The 18652-nt window shown below is 61.4% G+C and carries 20 protein-coding genes; 11 read left to right on the top strand and 9 right to left on the bottom strand.

Annotated elements, in window-relative coordinates; genetic code table 11:
- Positions 1–120: 120 nt before the first annotated feature.
- Together BP869_RS04570 and uppS are read left to right on the top strand one after the other, a co-directional pair.
- Positions 121–1122, top strand: a complete 1002-nt coding sequence (locus tag BP869_RS04570) for a radical SAM protein (protein ID WP_342677295.1) — start codon at positions 121–123, stop codon at positions 1120–1122.
- Positions 1119–1883, top strand: a complete 765-nt coding sequence (gene uppS, locus BP869_RS04565) for a polyprenyl diphosphate synthase (protein WP_342677404.1) — start codon at positions 1119–1121, stop codon at positions 1881–1883. The genes BP869_RS04570 and uppS overlap by 4 nt, the downstream gene beginning before the upstream one ends.
- 1 nt (position 1884) lies before the next feature.
- On the opposite strand, the gene BP869_RS04560 is transcribed toward uppS, so the two are convergent.
- Entirely contained in the window at positions 1885–2475 is a 591-nt protein-coding gene (locus BP869_RS04560; protein WP_342677293.1) for an undecaprenyl diphosphate synthase family protein, read from the bottom strand.
- Positions 2472–4157 (bottom strand): DNA polymerase/3'-5' exonuclease PolX, encoded by a 1686-nt coding sequence (gene polX, locus BP869_RS04555; RefSeq protein ID WP_342677291.1) that lies wholly within the window; start codon positions 4155–4157, stop codon positions 2472–2474. Before polX ends, BP869_RS04560 begins: the two co-directional genes overlap by 4 nt.
- A 96-nt stretch (positions 4158–4253) precedes the next feature.
- Here polX and BP869_RS04550 point away from each other — a divergent pair, with 96 nt between their 5' ends.
- The 8 genes from BP869_RS04550 (at position 4254) to BP869_RS04515 (ending at position 11623) form a co-directional block, all read left to right on the top strand.
- Positions 4254–4895, top strand: coding sequence for a metal-dependent transcriptional regulator (locus BP869_RS04550; protein ID WP_342677289.1), 642 nt, complete (start codon positions 4254–4256; stop codon positions 4893–4895).
- Positions 4892–6742, top strand: a complete 1851-nt coding sequence (gene feoB, locus BP869_RS04545) for a ferrous iron transport protein B (protein WP_342677287.1) — start codon at positions 4892–4894, stop codon at positions 6740–6742. The genes BP869_RS04550 and feoB overlap by 4 nt, the downstream gene beginning before the upstream one ends.
- A gap of 6 nt (positions 6743–6748) precedes the next feature.
- Positions 6749–7447, top strand: coding sequence for a DUF7504 family protein (locus BP869_RS04540; protein ID WP_342677285.1), 699 nt, complete (start codon positions 6749–6751; stop codon positions 7445–7447).
- Positions 7444–8619, top strand: a complete 1176-nt coding sequence (locus BP869_RS04535; RefSeq protein ID WP_342677284.1) for a GTP-binding protein — start codon at positions 7444–7446, stop codon at positions 8617–8619. Before BP869_RS04540 ends, BP869_RS04535 begins: the two co-directional genes overlap by 4 nt.
- A gap of 62 nt (positions 8620–8681) precedes the next feature.
- On the top strand, positions 8682–9431 hold the full coding sequence (dph5, locus tag BP869_RS04530) for a diphthine synthase (RefSeq protein ID WP_342677283.1): 750 nt from the start codon (positions 8682–8684) through the stop codon (positions 9429–9431).
- Complete coding sequence (locus BP869_RS04525) at positions 9428–9997, top strand: DUF357 domain-containing protein (protein WP_342677282.1); 570 nt, start codon at positions 9428–9430, stop codon at positions 9995–9997. The genes dph5 and BP869_RS04525 overlap by 4 nt, the downstream gene beginning before the upstream one ends.
- Positions 9998–10105: 108 nt before the next feature.
- Positions 10106–11131 (top strand): flippase-like domain-containing protein, encoded by a 1026-nt coding sequence (locus BP869_RS04520; RefSeq protein ID WP_342677280.1) that lies wholly within the window; start codon positions 10106–10108, stop codon positions 11129–11131.
- Between the two features lie 42 nt (positions 11132–11173).
- Positions 11174–11623 (top strand): bifunctional nuclease family protein, encoded by a 450-nt coding sequence (locus BP869_RS04515; RefSeq protein WP_342677278.1) that lies wholly within the window; start codon positions 11174–11176, stop codon positions 11621–11623.
- 734 nt (positions 11624–12357) lie between these two features.
- On the opposite strand, the gene hisE is transcribed toward BP869_RS04515, so the two are convergent.
- The 7 genes from hisE to BP869_RS04480 all read right to left on the bottom strand — a co-directional run bounded on the left by hisE (position 12358) and on the right by BP869_RS04480 (position 17562).
- Positions 12358–12651 (bottom strand): phosphoribosyl-ATP diphosphatase, encoded by a 294-nt coding sequence (gene hisE, locus BP869_RS04510; RefSeq protein WP_300165135.1) that lies wholly within the window; start codon positions 12649–12651, stop codon positions 12358–12360.
- Positions 12648–13097, bottom strand: a complete 450-nt coding sequence (locus BP869_RS04505) for a NusA-like transcription termination signal-binding factor (RefSeq protein ID WP_342677273.1) — start codon at positions 13095–13097, stop codon at positions 12648–12650. Before BP869_RS04505 ends, hisE begins: the two co-directional genes overlap by 4 nt.
- Before the next feature lie 242 nt (positions 13098–13339).
- Positions 13340–14077, bottom strand: a complete 738-nt coding sequence (locus BP869_RS04500) for an SIMPL domain-containing protein (RefSeq protein ID WP_342677271.1) — start codon at positions 14075–14077, stop codon at positions 13340–13342.
- A gap of 68 nt (positions 14078–14145) precedes the next feature.
- On the bottom strand, positions 14146–14880 hold the full coding sequence (locus BP869_RS04495) for a potassium channel family protein (protein ID WP_342677270.1): 735 nt from the start codon (positions 14878–14880) through the stop codon (positions 14146–14148).
- A gap of 598 nt (positions 14881–15478) precedes the next feature.
- The gene (locus tag BP869_RS04490) at positions 15479–16579 is read right to left on the bottom strand and encodes a hypothetical protein (RefSeq protein ID WP_342677269.1); all 1101 of its coding nucleotides are present in this window, start codon (positions 16577–16579) and stop codon (positions 15479–15481) included.
- Between the two features lie 15 nt (positions 16580–16594).
- The gene (msrB, locus tag BP869_RS04485) at positions 16595–17068 is read right to left on the bottom strand and encodes a peptide-methionine (R)-S-oxide reductase MsrB (RefSeq protein ID WP_342677268.1); all 474 of its coding nucleotides are present in this window, start codon (positions 17066–17068) and stop codon (positions 16595–16597) included.
- A gap of 56 nt (positions 17069–17124) precedes the next feature.
- The gene (locus BP869_RS04480; RefSeq protein ID WP_342677267.1) at positions 17125–17562 is read right to left on the bottom strand and encodes an FKBP-type peptidyl-prolyl cis-trans isomerase; all 438 of its coding nucleotides are present in this window, start codon (positions 17560–17562) and stop codon (positions 17125–17127) included.
- Positions 17563–17656: 94 nt separating this feature from the next.
- Between BP869_RS04480 and BP869_RS04475 the strand changes: the two genes are divergently transcribed.
- The gene (locus BP869_RS04475; protein ID WP_342677266.1) at positions 17657–18496 is read left to right on the top strand and encodes a hypothetical protein; all 840 of its coding nucleotides are present in this window, start codon (positions 17657–17659) and stop codon (positions 18494–18496) included.
- Positions 18497–18652: the final 156 nt, after the last annotated feature.

Raw genomic sequence — 18652 nt, 5'->3', positions numbered from 1 at the left:
ATCGCGTTTTTCCGGAGAGAGTATATATGTCTTTCAGAACAGTGCACCTGCCTGCTGGGATAGCGTTAAGATTGCACGCGGTCACATATATGCTCCATCTGATCTCTGGAGACTATTGATATGATCGAACCTGACGACCGGATGCCACGTCTTGCCGACGGCTGCGTCCTCTGCTATGAAGGGGCCAAGATGGTCCTTTTCGTGACCGGGCGGTGCGGCAGGAACTGCTGGTACTGCCCCCTCTCAGACACGCGCCGGAATCTGGATGTCGTCTATGCAAACGACCGGTTGGTCGGGAGCCTCGACGACATCATCGAGGAGGCTGAGATGATGAGCGCGCTCGGCACCGGCGTCACCGGCGGCGAACCCTTCCTGGTCCTCGACGACGTCGTCAGGTACTGTCGTCTCCTCAAGGAGCACTTCGGGCCCGACCACCATATCCACCTCTATACGGGTATCGCCCCAAAAAAAGCGCAGCTCGAACCCCTGCGCGGGCTTGTGGACGAGGTCCGCCTCCACCCGCCGCAGGAGGCCTGGGCCGGGATCCTGAAAAGCCCGTACGCCGCCTCGGTGCGGATTGCCCGTGACCTCGGCTTTTCCATCGGGATCGAGGTCCCGTCCCTTCCCGGCCTCGAAGCCCTCGCCGCGATCCTGCCTGAACTCGACTTTCTCAATATCAATGAACTGGAGTGGAGCGAGACGAACGCCGATGCCATGCGCGAGCGGAACCTCGATCTGGAGGACGGCCTCCACAATGCCGTCGGCGGTGCGGTGGCATGGGCCGCCCCTCTCCTCGGCGATGAGAAGGTCCACGTCTGCTCGTCGGCATTCAAGGACTCGGTCCAGTTGCGGGAAAGGCTGAAGAGGATCGCGGAGAACACGGCCAGGCCCTTCGACGAGATCACCGACGACGGCACGATCGTCTACGGCGTCCTGGAAATCGAGGGCGGGGAGGTCCCGCAGGCCCTCAAGGAAGATATTTATGATCTCGAAGTCTCCGGTACCCATGTGGAAATGGCCTGGTGGGTGCTTGCCGAACTCAGGGAACGCCTCCCCGGCAAGAAGGAGATCGTGGAGCGCTACCCGAATGGTGGTATCGTCCTGGAGGTGACGCCACTCTGAGCCTGAGGGAGAGGGTCGAACCCCTGTACGAGCGCTATCTCCAGTGGCAGTGCGTCCAGATCCCCGGCCATATTGCCATCATCCAGGACGGCAACCGGAGGTACGCAAGGCTTCTCGGCCTGGACACCATCGAAGGCCACCGCGCGGGCGCCGGGGTGACCGAGAGGGTGCTCGAATGGGCGCGGGAGATCGGTGTCCGGACGATCACCCTGTACTCCTTCTCGACCGAGAACTTCAACCGCGACCGTGCCGAGGTGGAGTATCTCTTCTCACTCTTCAAGGAGAAGTTCGCCGCCCTGAAAACCGACGAGCGCGTCCACAAAAACCAGATCCGGGTCCAGATGATCGGCGACCGCTCGATGCTCCCGCCCGACCTCCTCCAGACTATCGAGGCCGCGGAAGAGGCGACGAGGAACTACAGTCGGTACTACCTGAATATCGCCCTCGCCTATGGCGGCAGGAACGAGATCGTCCATGCCGCGCGGAAGATCGCCGCCGGCGTGCAGGACGGGAGCATCGCCCCTGACGAGATCACCCCGCAGACCGTGGAGAGCAACCTCTATGACGGCATCCATCTCCCTCCCGTCGACCTCATCCTCAGGACAGGGAATGAACGCCGGACTTCGAATTTCCTCCCCTGGATGGCAAACGGCAACGAGTGTGCGGTCTATTTTTGCGCGCCCTACTGGCCGGTCTTCAGAAAGATCGACCTTTTACGTGCGATCAGGGTGTACGACCAGAGGATGCGGGGTTCCCGGTAGGTCAGGCGCCGTAGCGCCTGGCCCGTGCCTGGAAGTCTCTCAGGGCCCTGAGAAAATCGATTTTCCTGAACCATTTCCAGTTCACGTCTGAGAAGAAAAATTCCGAGTAGACCGACTGCCAGATGAGAAAGTCGGTAAGGTGACTGCCTCCGGTCTTGATCACGAGGTCGGGGGCGCAGTGATAGGTGAGGTGGCGCTCGATCGTTTCCTCGTCGATCGCCTCCGGGGTGATTCCCTCTTCTGCGATCTTCCTGATGCATTCGGCGATCTCCTCGCGCCCGCTCTTGCCCGCCGCGACGGTCACGCACATTCCCTCTCCGCTCGTCTCGATCTGGTCGCCCACATGGAGGCGTAGGCAGGCGATCGTCGCGATCTTTCTTATGGCCGGGAGATAGGGCACAATCTCGGAGGAGTCTTGTGTCGAGATATGGAAGGTGGCGCCGCCAAGCCCGATCTCACGGCACCACTCGCTCACCTCGAAGACCTTCTCCGGGGCCTCGACCATGTCCTCGCCGGTGATCATGAAACAGATCTGGCCGGGGAGTTTTTCCAGGTCGCGGCGAAGGATCTGCTCGTACAGCCACCTGATCACCGGCACCGCCCCGGTAGATCGGCAGGCCGCCGGGTATTGAGGACGTCTCCGGCATCGCACCAGCCCCGCCGGGCGAGGGCGACGCCGTAGTGCAGGTGGCCGAGTTCGCCGGCAGAATGCGCGTCAGTCCCGATTGCCAGTTTCACGCCTTTCTTTTTTGCCTGCCTGATATAAATATCATCGATATCCATGCGCGCCGGCGAGGCATTGATCTCAAGGGCTGTTCCTGTCGCCGACGCCGCATCGATCACGCGTGCCATATCGATCGCCGTGGCCGGCCGCCTCCCGATGAGTCGCGCGGTCGGGTGACCGATGATGTCCACCTGCTCGTGTTCCATCGCCGCGATCACCCGGCGGGTCATGTTATCGGCGTCCTGCCTGAAGGCCGAGTGGACCGAGGCGACGACAAGGTCGCAGTCGTCGAGGACGGCCACCGGCAGGGCAAGCCTCCCGTCGGCGAGGATGTCCACCTCAACGCCTGAGAGGAGGGTGCAGGCGGCGGTGTGATTCACCCTCCTGATCGCTTCCTGCTGTTTCTGCAGGCGTGCGGCATCAAGGCCGTGCGCGACCCCGAGGCTTGCCGAGTGGTCGGGGACCAGGACATACTCGTATCCTCTCTCCTCTCCCGCGGCGGCGATCTCGTCGAGGCTCATGGCTCCGTCGCTCCAGTCAGAGTGGACATGGAGGTCGCCCCTGATATCGGCTTCGTCGACGAGGGAGGGGATGGCGCCGCGGAGGGCGTACTCGATCTCACCGCGGTCCTCCCGCAGTTCAGGGGGCACAGGCGCCATGCCGAGGGCGGCAAAGACCTCTTCTTCTGTCCGGTAGACAGACAGATGCCCTGTCGCCATCTCTGTCAGGCCGTACTCGTTCAGCCGCATCCCCTGTGTCCGGGCGATCTCGCGGAGGCGGATGTTGAAAGCCTTCGAACCGGTGAGGTAGAGGAGCATCGCCCCCTCCTCGCCGGTGCGGGCGTACCTGATGTCTGCCTGCCTCCCCCGCATCCGCAGGGAGGTCTTCTTCTCCCCTTCCTCAACAACGCTCTCCGCGAGAGCCCGCAGGGCCCGGTTCGCGGGGCCGGGGTGTGCGGTGGTGACGATGTCGATGTCGCCGATGGTGGACCTGCCGCGGCGCAGGCTCCCGGCAACACGCGCCTCGCCGGGGAGGACGGCGAGGATCGCGGCGGCGATCGCACTGGCCTCGGCGACGGTCATCCTTTCCGCGCCCTTCCTGGCCTCCTCGACTGCTCGCAGGATCTCCTGCTCCTTCTTCTGCCCGAAACCCTTCAGTGCCCTGAGCCGGCGGTTCCGTGCCGCCGCCTCCAGGTCGTCGATCCCCTCGATGCCGAGGTTTTTCCAGAGGCGGCCGACCGTCTTCGGGCCGACGCCCTGGAGAGCGAGGAGGGCGGGGAGACCTTGCGGCGTCGCTGCAAGGAGGCGGTCCCTCTCGGGGCAGGTTCCGGTCGCGGCGATCGCCCGGATCTTTTCGGCGAGGGCCTTCCCGATGCCGGGGATCGTCTCCAGTTCCTCCCTGTCCATCGCCGCCACAGGGCGGTCGAGCATGCCGATGAGTTCGGCGGCCCTTGCATAGGCCCTGACCTTGTACGGGTTCTCGCCGTGGATATCCAGCAACTGGCCGATCTCTTCGAGCACCGCGGCCACCTGCCGGTTCGCCATCGCCATGCAACAGGATGGCCTCCTCCCTATATAGGGGTTGGCGGAGGCTCTGGTTCTGCAGGGAAGCAAATCCATAAAATCACTGGCCCCTACAATGTATGTATGAGTTCTTCTGTCCGGGAAGACTGCCTTGAGGCGATCCTCACCCTCTCCGGCAAAGGTTGCCGGCCTGTGAGCGAAGCTGGGATCGGGGGAGCGGTGGATGCCGACACCGCCGAGGTCGTGGCGGCACTCCGGACGCTCGTCGCCGACGAGGACATCGTCCTGCAGGACGGCGGCTACCTGCTCACCCCGCAGGGGAAGACGGCTGCAGAGATTGTGTTCAGGAAACACCGCGTCCTCGAGTGCTTCCTCTCCGAGATGCTCGGCATGGACACGGGTGCGGCCTCGAAGGAGGCATGTGTCCTCGAACACGGCGTTTCCGAAGAGACGATCGACCGTCTCTCGACATATATCCAGGACCCGGGCCGCCACAGGGCGATGCGGCGGGGGGCCGGGGCAGGTGCCGGTCGACACTCCAGGCACACGCTCCTTGATTTCGCCGAGGGGGACACCGTGGAGGTCACGATGATCCGGTGTATCGGCAAGAACCGTCGGCTCATCGATCTTGGCGTCATTCCCGGTGAAAAGATTGTCCTTCAGCGCAAACTCGGGAACAATGCCGTCGTCGTGACGGTGAAGGGTGCCGACATCGCCCTATCGCCCGAGATTGCCTCGACGATCTTTGCGGAGAAGACGGCATGAAGTGTGCCCTCGTCGGGAACCCGAGCGTCGGCAAGTCGCTCATCTTCAACCAGCTCACCGGCCTCGGCGTCGAGGTCTCGAACTATCCGGGCACGACCGTGGAGCTGTTGCAGGGGAAACTCTGTTACCGGCGTTTCCCTCTGGAGGTCGTCGACCTCCCCGGGATCTATTCTCTTGACGGCGATTCGCAGGAAGAGGAACTGGTGCGCTCGTACCTCGTCAATGAACCTCCCGACCGGGTGGTCGCCGTCCTCGACGCCACCCGGATGGAGCGGAACCTCTACCTCCTCCTCCAGCTGGCCGAGTACGGGATCCCGACGGTCGTTGTCCTGAACATGATCGACGAGTCGATGGAGCAGGGTCTCTCCATTGACCGCGAGCGGCTTTCCGAACTGCTCGGCCTGCCGGTGATCGAGACCGCCGCCTCTCTCGGGCAGAACATCGACCGGATCGTGCCGGCGGCCGTGCATGATGCGGCCGTCTCCGGGCTGTCCGTGCCGTACACCCCTGAGATCGAGGCGGCCGTGCGGAGCATGGAGAAGATGTACGGGGCGCCGCGCCTTCCTGCCCTTCAGGCCCTTCAGGGGATCGGACACGACGACAGCCTCCTCGAAGGGGCGCGGGCGATCGCCGCAGAGATCGAGTCGCGCAATCACATGGCACCCGGCCAGATCATCGCCGCCAACCGCCACCTCTGCGCCCGGCAGATCTGCGGCGAGGTGGTCGGGGCGCGGGAACCGGACCGCCGTTTTTCCCTGGACCGGCTACTCACGAAGTCCTTTCCCGGGATCCCGATCCTTTTTGCCGTCCTCCTCTCGATGCTCCTCGTGGTCTTTACCGCCGGATCGTTCATCGAGGGAGTGATCGTGGAGGCCTTCTCCGTCTTTTTGATCGAGCCCTTTTCGGCCCTCGCCCTCCCTCCCCTCCTCCACACCATCGTGATGGCGGCGCTCCTTGCCATTGTCGCCGGCCTCGGGATCGCCTTCCCCTTCGTCTTCATCTACTATATCCTCCTCTCCATCGTCGAGGACTCAGGCTACCTGACGCGTGCGGCTTTCCTTGCCGACCGTGCGATGCACAGCCTCGGCCTTCACGGCGGCGCCATCATCCCGATGGTGATGGCCTTCGGCTGCAATGTACCCGCGGTGATGGCGGCCGGGCAGTTGCGGACGACGAGGGAACGGACGATCGCCGCTTTCCTGATCACGATGGTTCCCTGCTCTGCGCGGACAGTGATCATCACCGGGATCGTCGCCGCTTTCGTCGGCCTCGGCGCCGCGCTTTCGGTCTATTTCATCGTCCTTACCCTCATCATCCTGACCGGCATCTTCCTTGCCCGTTCGATCCCCGGCGGGCAGTACGGCATGATCCTGGAGATGGCCCCTCTCAGGCGGCCCGACGCTGCGCTCGTCATCAAAAAGTCCTGGCAGCGGATCAAGGAGTTCCTCTTCATTGCCATGCCCCTGCTCCTTGCAGGGAGCGTCGTCCTTGGCGCCCTCGATTACTTCGGCTGGGTCGCCGCGTTCTCCGAGGCTGTCACCCCGATCTCCGAGGGCCTGTTCGGCCTGCCTGCATCGGCCACGACCGCCCTGCTCTTCGGCATCCTCCGGAAGGAGATGGCCTTTGAGACCCTTGCCGTCCTTGCCGGGACCGCGGACCTTGCCTCGGTGATGAGCGCGGTCCAGCTCTATACTTTCGCCGTCATCAGCGTCCTCTTCGTCCCCTGCATCTCGACGATCGCCGTGCTCCTGAAGGAGATGGGTGCGAGGGTGACGGTCGCGGTCTCGGCCTACACGATTGCGATCGGATTTTGTGTCGGGGCACTCATACATCTGATCACAGGGTAAGTGGCGATGGACCGGATCTGTGCAGGTGTCAGGGAGATAGATGGTCGGATCGGCGAGATCAGGCCGCCCTCCAATATTCTCCTCCTTGCCCCGCCATTTTCCGACGCCGAACGCCTCGCCTATGCCCTGGTGCGCCCGGCAGAGACCGATTATACTGTCGTCATCTCCACAGACGAGGACGCGCCGAGCGTCTGCACTGCTTTTGGCGAGGACGCCGGGCGGGTCTGGGTCCTGGACTGCATCACGAAGAGTGTGGTCCCTGGCGCCACCGACACCGAATGGGTGAAGTACGTCGGCAGTCCGGCCGACCTGACAGGCATAGGGATCAAGTTCACGAAGATCCTGGACGGTGTCCAGAGGGCCGGGGATGCAGGGGACGCGGCGCCCGGGCAGGTGAGGGTCTGTGTCAACTCCCTCTCCAGTTTTCTGATCTATACGAAGCTCGAAGCGATCTATCGTTTCTTCCACATCTTCTCTGCCCGCATCAGGAGGATGAACGGCGTCGGGGTCTATCTCCTCAATCCGGAATCTGTCGACGAGAAGACGGTTTCCACCCTGAAGCAACTGATGACCGGGATCATCGAGGTGGAGGCATGTGACGGCGACCCCGGGGTCCATGCCCTGCGTTATCAGGACCTCTCGGGTAGGGTCTCCCCGCGGGTGCGCTACCACTTTGAAGGCGACGACCTGGTGGTGGAGCCATGATCCCGATTGGTATCCCGGCGCTCGACGAACTGCTGGGCGGCGGCATGCCGCCGGGAGGTCTGGCGCTCTTCTCCCTTGCTCCTGGCGTCGACGGTCAGCAGTTACTGTACAGCGCCCTCAGGAGTGCGCACGACCTGGGCCGGCGCTGCCTTGTGATCGTCCCGTACACGACGGCCGGTGCCTATCGTGCCGACCTCTCGGGGACACCCTATGCCCTTTCCCCGGAGGAACACCTCGATCTCCTTGACGTTTCCGTCTTCGACGAGATCCACGGGAACAGGGCGGCCACTCCCCTGTCTGAGGCGGCGGCGTGGGATGACCTCGTCGCCTCCCTTGCCGCGGACTGCGGGATCGATACCGTCTTCCTCTACTGCAACCGGATCTGCGACGCCCTCGGGACCGAGGAGGCCCTCGCCCTCTTTGTCGGGGTGTGCCGCAGGCTCGGTCTGACCCTCTATGTGGAATACCTCAACCTCTATGACCGCGACCACCTCGGGGCGCTTTCGGCCGGCATTCCCTTCGACCTGGTGCTCTCGGTGGGCGAGGGGTTTGAGAACTTCCTTTTTCTGAACCACTTCAGGATAGAACACCTGTCCTGGACCCGCGCCCCTGACATGCCCCTCCCCTTCGTGGTCGGGGACGACGGCTACCTCATCCCCTATCTCCCGAAGATCGTCGTCACCGGCCCGGTGGACGCGGGGAAGACCACATTCATCAGGACACTCTCGGAGACGTCGGTCTCGTCCGACCGGATAAGTGTCTCGGGGTCACCGACGACGGTGGCGATGGACGTCGGCCATCCCCATGTCACCTGCCGGGGTTTTGACCTCACCCTGATGGGTACGCCCGGTCAGGAGCACTTCGGGCCGATCATCAGGCACCTGCTCACCAACGCGACCGGCGTCGTCTTCATGGTGGACGGCACCAGCACGGCGTCTTTCGGCCGGGCGCGTGCGATCCTGGACGAGATCAGGGAGATGGACGCGCCCTTTGTCGTGGCGGTGAACAAGGGCGATCTTCCTGAGAGGGTGCCTGACCGGGACCTGCGGGTGGCCCTCTCTCTCCCTGAGGAGACGCCGCTCCATCCCTTCTCGGCCCTGGACCCGGACGGGGCGATGGGCGTGCTCGACGCCCTGGTCTGTCTGATCACCCGGAGCACAGACCCGGCGTGAGGCCGCGTCTCCCTCCTCTCCACAAGATAGATGTGCCCTGTACCCCCCATGAGTGATGCACTATGCTGACATTTATCGGACTTGGCCTCTATGACGAGACCGACCTCTCCCTGAAGGGTCTGGAACGGATCAGGCGGGCTGATCATGTTTTTCTCGAACACTATACCTCGGTGCTGACCGGGGCGACGCCCGAGAAGATGGAAGCACTCTTCGGGAAGAAGGTGCGGTACCTGTACCGTGACGATGTCGAGGGACATCCGGAGTCTTTTCTTGCGCTGGCGAAGGACGAGGACGTCGCTTTCCTGACGGCCGGTGACCCGATGGTCTCGACCACTCACATCGACCTGCGGATCAGGGCGGCGGCGATGGGGGTCGAGACGGCGATCATCCACGGCGCCTCGATCGTGAGCGCGGTCTGCGGGCTGACCGGGCTGCAGAACTACCGGTTCGGCAAGTCCTGCTCCCTTCCGTTCCCTTACGGGAAGTGGGCGCCGACGACGCCGATCGAGGTGATCGAGCACAATATGGCCGAAAATCTCCACACCCTGGTGTACCTGGACATCCAGCCGGACCGGTACATGCGTGTCCCTGAGGCGGTGGCGATGCTGGAGAAGATGGCAGCGGACCGCGGCATCTCGGTCCCGCTGTATATCGGCGTGGCGCGGGCCGGGTCGCCTGCGCCTGTCGTCGCGGCCGGTACGGCTGAGGCGCTTGCCGGCGTGGACTTCGGCGGCCCCCTCCATATCCTCGTCGTCCCGGGCGAACTCCACGTGATGGAGAGGGAATATCTCTCGGCCTTTGCTGGCCTATGACCTCTCCCTTCTCCGGCGACGCCCTGGAGGCGGCTCTCTGTGCGATTGTCCCTGCCGTCCCGGAGGGATCGGCGCTTGCACAGGTCGAGGCCTGTGTCCTCAGAATGGCCGAGTCGTACCTCTCCGACGGGCGGGTCTTTGCGGAGCGGGGCGACCTCGTGAATGCCCATGCGAGTTTTGCCTATGCCTTCGGCTGGCTGGACGCCGGGGCATATCTCGGCCTGTACGGCGGGCGGGCTGTCCCTTCCTCGTACGACTTTGCGGCGCCTATCCCGCCGTCCCTTGCCGGCCACCTTGAGGAGAAGACTGCCCGGTACGAGCGTCTCCTCTCGCAGGCCCTCTCGTCTGTCGAACCGGCCCCCGACGCGGAGACCCCGATGTTCTCCGCCGCATGCCGGGTGCGTGAGGCAGGTCGGTCGGCCCTTGCAGACGGGCAGGGCCATGCCGGGTGCGGGCGACGTGCTGAGGCCCTTGGGTGGTATTCGTACGGGTACGGATGGCTTGATGCCGGGGTTCAGGCCGGCCTCTTTGTGATTACCGGCTCACGGGAGATATTCACGGTATGAATGCCCGTTTTGTGCCGTCAATCCTCAAAGGGTTTATAGTACCGTCCCGTAAACTTAGAGGAGCAAATACCGTACCCTGCTGATTTCGGGGGTGCTTGCGGAGGCCGGATGAAAAAGTCTCAGTGGAAGTGGCTCGGGGTATCCATTGCCTTCAGCACTATCGTGCTCATACTTGTCCTGTATTTTACATTCGACGAGACCACGCTGGAATACCTCGCACGGCTCAATCCGTTCTACCTTCTCCTTGCCCTGCTGGCCCATATCGTCGCACTCGGGTTCTGGGCCATGCGGATGAAGGCGATGTCCCGGTCTCTCGGGTATGATGTCGGTTTTTTCCACTGTCTCAATGCGGTCTTTGCAAACCTCCTCATTGCAGCGATCACGCCCTCCCAGGCCGGAGGGGAACCGGTCAGGGTCCATGAACTCTACCGTGCCGGTGTGAGCCTCGGCGATGCCACAGCGGTCGTGATCATGGAACGGATCCTGGACGGTGTGGTCCTTGCAGCCATCAGCATTGTCACGATGGTCCTTCTGGGCCAGCAGTGGCAGAGCCTCGGGGGCGGGAATTCGACGCTGGTCTATGCATCATGGGCGATCATCGCCGCGCTCGTCCTCCTCTTTGTCTACTCTGTCAGGAATCCGGAGGTGTTGAAGGGCTGGCTGCGGCGGATCTCGGTGTGGCTGGAGCGGAGGAAGTCGAGGAGGAACGTGGAGAAACTGAACCTCCTCCTTGAGCGGATCGATACCGAGGTCGATAACTTTCATGGCGGCCTGAGCAAGTTTGTCAACCACGGGAAGGCGGGCCTTGTCTGGGGAGCGGTTTTCACGGCCCTCTTCTGGATCGTGGAGTTTGGTATCGCCTCGATCATCCTTGTCGGCCTCGGGGAAAAGCCGTACCTGGTGGAGTCGTTCATCGCCCAGATCATCATCGCCCTCCTGATGATGATCCCCCTGACGCCGGGCGGGTCCGGGATTGCCGAGGTGAGCGCCACCTCGATCTACGGGATATTCGTGAACTCGTCGATCGTCGGCGTTTTCGTCCTCCTCTGGCGGATGATCTTCTATTACTTCAATATCGCCGTCGGCCTTGCGGCGAGCATCGGCATCCTCAAGCGCGAGGTGGCCAGGCACTGACCTGCCACAACCCTTAACTCAGATGAGGATGTTCCCCCTCCTATGGGCACGATGGAGGTGCAGGTGAAGGGGGTCTTTCTGGCGACCGGAGCGGCCGGGGCTGTGCCGGCCGTCCTCCTCGCCCTTTCGGCGGGGAGGTCGATTCCCATCTATATCGGCCTGTGGGAGGCGATATCGATCAACAATGCCCTGAACCATGACGTCCTCCCGCGCCCGGGGACCCATGACCTCTTCCTTGCGATGCTGGAATGCTTCGGGATCGGGGTGGTCAGGCTGCACATCGATGACCTGCGTGAGGGTATCTTCTATGCCCGCCTGATCTCGGCACGGGAAGGTGCCGAAGAGAGTCTGGACTGCCGGCCGAGCGACGGGATCGCGATCGCCCTGCGGGCCGGAGCGCCGATCTCGGTCGAGGAGAGGGTGGCCACGGATGCAGGGATAGAAGAGGCAGATCTCCCGGGTTTTGTCGACCTTGCCACCTATCTCTCCTGAAGGAGAGACTTTTGAAAAATCGGCTCTGTTGAAACCCTTATATCGGGGTATCTCCAGAGCCCGGATCGGGGCATTTTCCAGCCCCGCTCCCTCCTCCTCCCCGGCACCAGGGGGGCCGGGAGGAAGGGGACATTACCCGCAATCATATCGGCGACCTGAGGGCGTTGAGTCCTGCCGGATTTCATTCTGTTTCGCGCACGGACGCCGATACACCCGGATCGCCGGATCTCCCCGGTATGACCCCGAATGGGAGGCGGGATCCCCTATTCGAAGGCAGATCCGGGCGTATTTGGTCCGCCGTGTCCCGCGGCCCACGCCCTCACGCTCTGACATGCAGGCGTCATGGAGATCAGATCCGGGGAATATCTACAGAACTCAAAAATCAAAGATTTTCTTGACTCCCTTTGGTCATCCTCAATCAGGATAGGACCAGGGAAGACAGAATAGGAAATCCTCGTCCCCCACCCCACTTTAGGACGGGGGTGGACTTGCCCTCTCTTCTTCAGATAACCGGGCGTTCGTCCCCTGCCATCAGCACTTCAGAACAGAAAATTTCCAGAGTTCTCTCCGGGAAGTGATACTTCTCTGGGGTTTTTTAGAGTCGATCTTCGCGGAAAACCTCTCCGGCACTCCTGAAATTGAATTCTTTCAGGATAAAATATCATCAATAAGGGGGGTGATCGGGCTCCCTGAATATGCCCCGCGGCATTTTTCACAGAGCGCTTTCCCAACCCTCACTTCCGCCTGGACTCCAGTTCGGCGAGGACGTCCTCGAAATCTATGCCCGCGGCTTTCAGGGCGACGAGGAAGTGGAAGAAGAGGTCGGCCCCCTCCTCGACGGTTCTCTGGTCGACGCCGTTTTTGACCGCGAGGATGAACTCGGTCGCTTCTTCCCCGACTTTTTCGAGGGGTTTGTCGATGCCCTTCCTGTGGGTCAGGAGGGACGAGACATAGGAGTCAGGCGACGGGTGTGCGGCGCGGTCATTGATCACGGCCCAGAGTTCTTCGATCACGGCGAGGTCTTTCATGCCTCTTCCTCCTCCTCGTTGAGGATGACATCCCCGATCTCATGGCCGAAGAAGCGTTTTACAAGCATCCGCGCCTTCTCCACGGTGCTCCCTCCCTTCCCGATCGCGATGCCGAGATGGCTCTTCTCCCCGACGAAGACGTCCAGTTTCTCGCCGGTCTCGTCAGCACGGACATCGACAACCTCTGCGGGCTTGAAGATGTTGGTGATAAAGTCTTTCTCCTCCTCGGCATATTCGACCATCTCGATCCTCTTGCCGAGCACCTTCTGCATCTTCCTGATATTTTCTCCTTTTTTACCGATTGCAAGGCCCATGTCCCCGGGTTTTATGACGTAGATGATCCGGTCGAACCTCTCGTCGACGAGGCAGTCCACCGCAACAGATCTGGTGAGGATCCTCAACTCCTCGATATATCGTCTTTCTTTGAATCCAATGCTTCTTTCCATGTTCAAAATCCCTGATCTGTGATGATTGTATCTGTATTTCGATTCGAATCCCGTATTTTGTAGAGATTTCTTGACAGTTTTCCTATATATGTTGTGGGTGAGGGCGCTAAAAAAGGTTGGGAGTTCATCCGGGTATGAAGCATTTCTGTCTTCAGGTGCAGGGGCACAGACTTGCCTGCCGGGGGTTGGGAGATCATGCATCCGGCCCTCTGAAAATCTGAAAAAAAGGGGGAGGGAGGTTTTCAGCGGATGATGTAGGCGATGGTGACCGAGGCGGTGACCTTGATGGTGCCTGCCTCGACCGGCGTCGGTACCGGGGCACCCGTCGCCTTTGCATCCATCGCCCTGAACTGCGTGTTCTCGTAGAAGGGAACATAGATCCCGCCGATGGAGATGTCCTGGATGCCGGTGATGTTCACGCCCGAGGCCGCCGCGACGACGTCGGCATCGGCCCTCGCCTTCTGGACGGCATTGGTCAGGGCCTCACCCCTGAACTGCTGTTCCTTCTCCGGGCTGAGGGTGAAGTAGACGTTGTTGACGCGGTTGGCTCCGTTCGATACGGCAAGATCGGCGATCTCGCCCGCCCGGGTCACGTCCTTCAGGGTGATCTCAAGGGTGTTCGTGACATGGTAGGTCACTTTCTGGGAACTGAAGGGCTTGTCGTTTTCCGGGTACTCGGGCCAGATGGAGTAGCCGGTCGTCTTCATGTCCTCGGGGGCGATGCCCGCGGCCTTGAGGGCATCGGTCACTCTCGCCATCTCGCGGGCATTGACGGCCTGGGCCTCCTTCGGATCGGTGTGCTCGTTCTCGACGGCGACGGAGATGACGGCGCGGTCGGGCGTTGTGGTGACCTCGCCGGTCCCCGAGGCATGGATCAGTCGCTCCTCAGGTGCGTTGTCTGTCGCGGCACTGGCGCTCCAGACGCCGGCGGCCAGCAGCACCATGAGGGCGGCACAGAGGAAAATGGTTCGTGTCCGCATGATAATCAGCTGTAGTCGGTCGTGCGGCTACAAATATCTTCCCAAGACTTCCAAAAAATTCGCAGTTATTATCGTTCTGTTTTCTGATCCGTATCCTTCTCTTCCCTTTCTTCACTGGCGGTATCTTTCGAGGAGGAGAGCGCCCCGATCAACCGTGAGATGAAGACGGCCATGAAGAGGACGCCTGATACGGATTCAAGAAAGGCAAGGGAACGGGCCTGGGAGGTGAGAGGCACGATGTCGCCGTAGCCCGCGGTGGTGAGGGTTATATAACTGTAATACAGGAGGTCGGAGAAGCCGGGCTGCCCTCCGGCCTCTGTGGCGTGTGCGACCAGAAAGGACCCCGGGTGTACGGATTCCAGGTAGGTGTAGGCCGACCCCCATGTCAGTCCGAGGAGGAGGTAGACGGCGATCGCCCCGTAGATGACGTCGTCGGTCACCCTGCCCCTGATGATCGATCGCAGGACAGCCACGGTTGCAAAGGCAAAAAATATGGGGTTGATGATGCTTTCCACGGTTTTGATCTCTTCTGCAGGGATGAGGAGACCCGACCACCCTGCAATGAAGGCGAAGGCGCCGAGGACGATGGCGATGATAAATGTCCCCCGCCTTTCGCTCACCGCATAGACCGCGGCGACGAGGACCGCGGAGGTGAGGGCCTTGAGAAAGGCGTTCGCCTGGGTGATGGTCCCGATATAGGGATAGAGAACGAGGAGGAGAACAAGTGAGAGGGTGAGGATGAGATATTTTCTCCTCCTGAGTTTCTGGTGGATGCCCCCGGCTACCGCCCCTGCCCCATGCACCGTATTCCCTTCTCCGGCCATCGGTGCGGGTCGATATGCGCCCCTGGTATGTGGAATTTGCGGTGGGTGGGAGCGAGACAGATACGCGCTCTGACGGCAGGGGGATGTACGGCCACGGAGCGCCGTAATTTTTGTGGCAGGGATGAGAATTGTTCATGATTCTTTGTTCTTTTTTTAGATCCGCCCTCCTTCTGAATGAAAACTTTAATACCGGGAAAAATTTGAGAGGTACATGGAATTTATGCCACGAAAAGCAAGAACAACGGATGGAGACGGTCTTTCGGCATGTGGGTGTGAGGCGGCCGGAGGCTGTGGCAGCCATCGGCAGGCGGCCAAAAGGCAGGTTCAATGTGAGCTCTGCGGAGAATCATTCACACCCAGATCAGATGACGATGAGGGCTCTTCTCTCTGCCCTGAGTGTCGCCGTGCCTACGTCAGGATCTGCCCGTACTGTGAACGCCCGTACAGGACCGACCGCTGGCCGCAGGACCTCTGTCCCGAGTGCTATGAAGACCAGGACTGGCGGCGTGATGACAGTGAAGATGATGGGTACGAGGACGAATTCGACCGTCTTGATGCCTACTGATCAGGGGACTGGTCAGGCGCCCCTTTCTTTCAGGCGGCCTGTTCCGCTCTCCTCACTCTTTCGCTCAAAGATCAGCCTGATGTTCGGGACGATCATATAAACCCTGAAATATCCCCCGATATGGTGGGTGTCAGGTCGGTACGCCCTCAGGGCGGTCACGTCCCTCCCGAGCGACTCCCGGGCTTCGGGACTGATCTCCCGCCCCCCCTCTGTTTCCGGCAGGATCTCCTCTTTTAGCACCCGGATCTTGTCTGCGATCATAGTCTCAAGGAGGACGCGGGAGTACCGTCCCTGGAGTGAACGGACGATCACGAACTGGGCAAGAAGGATAGGCACGACCGGGAGGAGGGTACCGAGGATGGTGATCTCCTCGACGTCCATGAGGCGGCCGAAGGTCATGCCCGGGAGGAGCATCGCCGCAATGATGATGGTGCCGGAGAAGGCGGCGCCTGCACCGATGATGAGGAGGACAGGGAGGATGGTCCATGCCCCGCCGCCAAACTCGGTCTTCAGGTCATGGTGGAGGTTGATCAGTTTTTTGAAGAACCCGGGCGAGTAGGGTTTCATTCCCCATATGACACCGTAAAACGCGATGATTGCGATGGCCTGCAGGGATATCAGGGCGGCAAGCTTCATGGTGAACTCGCCCCGTATAAAGAGGATGAGGGCGACGAGGACGTCGACGGCATAAATCAGGATGAACCCCGGTGTCAGGGGCTGGCTGTTGACGAAGAAGAGGTTCCAGAATATCTCGGCAATGCCGCTCGTGTTGGCCCTGACGCTATCTTTTATTGCCCCGATATCTTTCAGGAGTCGGGTATACGCGAGGATGTCCTCCTTTTTCGGGCGTGCCCCGGTCCCGCCGGAGGGGATGAACATGACAAAGGGGTGGACCATGTACAGGAGGAAACTTGCGACAATCCAGAAGAGGTGAAAGGCAGGGAGGAGGAGAAGGAGGATGAGACAGAGGAGGACGCTCCCCACAAGGATGATGTTCTCGATGGTGTGGACTCTGTGCGGCTCCAGGAGTTTCTGCCGGTCGGCTTCGGCTTCCCTGATCGCCTCCTCTGTCCGTGTCCTGAGGGTATCTGCTTTGCCGCCTTTTGTGTCCATGTCAGAAGAAAATCGCTATTTCTGGTTATATATCTCCCTGTCTGCCGGGACGAACCTGAACGCGGCCGAGTTCATGCAGTACCGCAGGCCTGTTGGTCGGGGTCCGTCGTCGAAGACATGGCCGAGGTGGGCGTCACACCGGGCGCAGAGCACCTCGGTCCGCACCATCCCGTGGCTCCGGTCTGTTTGTGTCCTGATGTTGAGGCCAGAGACAGGTGCGGAAAAACTCGGCCAGCCTGTGCCAGAGTCGAACTTTGCCGCCGAGGAGAAGAGGTGGGTCCCGCAGCAGATGCAGGCGTAGAGTCCCTTTTCCTTCCAGTCGTGGTACAGGCCGGTGAAGGGCGGTTCTGTCCCGGCCTGCCGCGCCACCCTGAATGCCCCGGGGGAGAGTCTCTGTTGCCACTCGTCCTCGGTGAGGCGGCACCTTTGCCTCTTGCGTACCTCGCCGGTCAGGGCGTCGTAGATGCGGACGGTCTCTATCTGGTCCATCGCACCCCTTCCTCGCAGGCCGGGGATAAGTGTTGCGGCCCCGCACCGCGCCCTCCTCACTCCCCGGATTTCCGTTCGATCCCGACGAGAGTGAGTGCGAAGGTGAGGTCGTGGCCTGCAAGGGGATGGTTTGCGTCCACGATAACCCACTTTTCAGTGACTTCTTTGATGGTGACGAGGGAAGTGTTGCCTTTTGTCAGGCTGATCCTGGCGATCCCGCCGGGTATCAACTCCCCGGGGATGGTGAGGTTTTTTCTCTTCAGTTTGAAGACCAGTCTCTTCCTGTACAGGCCGTAGGCCTCTTCCGCCGGGAGGAAGACGGTCTTTGTCTCGCCCGGCGCCATGCCGACGAGCGCCTCCTCGAAAGCGGGGTTGACCGTCCCGTCTCCGATGACGATCTGTTGCGGCTCCTCCGACCTGTCGAAGACAGTGCCGTCCTCCCGTGTCCCGGTGTAGGTGACACGGACGGTGTCGCCGCGTACTGCCTGTTCCATCCCGGGAATATGGGGCTCTATATCTGATGAAGTACTGGTGGGGCCCCGTATCAGGGCCATCGCATTTTTGAGACGTCAGGTCGACATCGCTGGTATGATGAATTGGCGAAGATCGCTGGCCTGTGCCCTGCCCGGAGCCCTGATCGCCGCCGCTGTCTGCCTGTGCCTCCTGGCACCGGTGTCGGCGGTGTTTCTTGAAGTGAAAGAGAAAGGGTCTATTGCATCTTTCGACACGGAGAACGGCACGATGACCCTCGCCCCTGATGGGGTGTACGAATGCAGGTACGAGAACGGAACCCGCCTGTGCGGCTGGTCGCCGGTGTCTGGACGTCTGGTGACCGGTGCGGTCCCTGACGCCCGTGTCTTTTCTGCGTTTCACGTGGGGGATGCAGTCGCGGCCACCGCCGTCAATGCTGAGGGCGGTCCCTGGATCGCCGTGGGCAGGACCGTCGAGTCGGCCGATGTGCCGTATGCCACCATGATCGTCGGCGACCCGGCAAAACTGCCTGTCTCCCTTGCCGGCGACTATGCCCTCCGCTATGATACGCGTCCCGACTGTGCGAACTGCACCGGATCGGTCTGCCCGGCAACGGTAGCGAATGTCACGATCACGAGCGAGGGGAGAACCGTGCTCCAGCAGACCCTTGCTCCGGGCGAGACCGCATTCTTCAACGGGAGGAACGACAACTCCAGCATCTCTGTCACCTTCCTCGGAGGACAGGCGTCGGCGTACGACTGCTCGGGCGGGCAGATCATCCCCCCGGGCCCGCAGCCTGTATCGAGCTTCGTCGTCGTCGTGAACCCGCCGATCGGTTTCCCTGAACCTTCGACCCAACCGGTGACGACGGCGCCGACAAAACTGGCCCTCCCGGCCCTGCTCCCTCTTGTAGCGGTCGGGCTTGTCGGGATTCTTTCGCGGAGAAGGCAGGGTTAATTCTCTTCTGGGTATAATCGTCTCTGCTTTGAGAAGGGAGATTGCCATCCCCTCTTATCATAATGATGGGGGGTCCGGGTGGCCTCGCCCCCCGGGGGACTGATGCTCGAAAACCTACTGGTTTTCTCAAGCTCGCACCTCCCGCACCTCTTTCAC

The sequence above is a fragment of the Methanofollis sp. UBA420 genome (genome assembly GCF_002498315.1).
Taxonomy (GTDB): Archaea; Halobacteriota; Methanomicrobia; order Methanomicrobiales; family Methanofollaceae; genus Methanofollis.
This window is presented reverse-complemented; position numbering and strand designations above follow the sequence as displayed.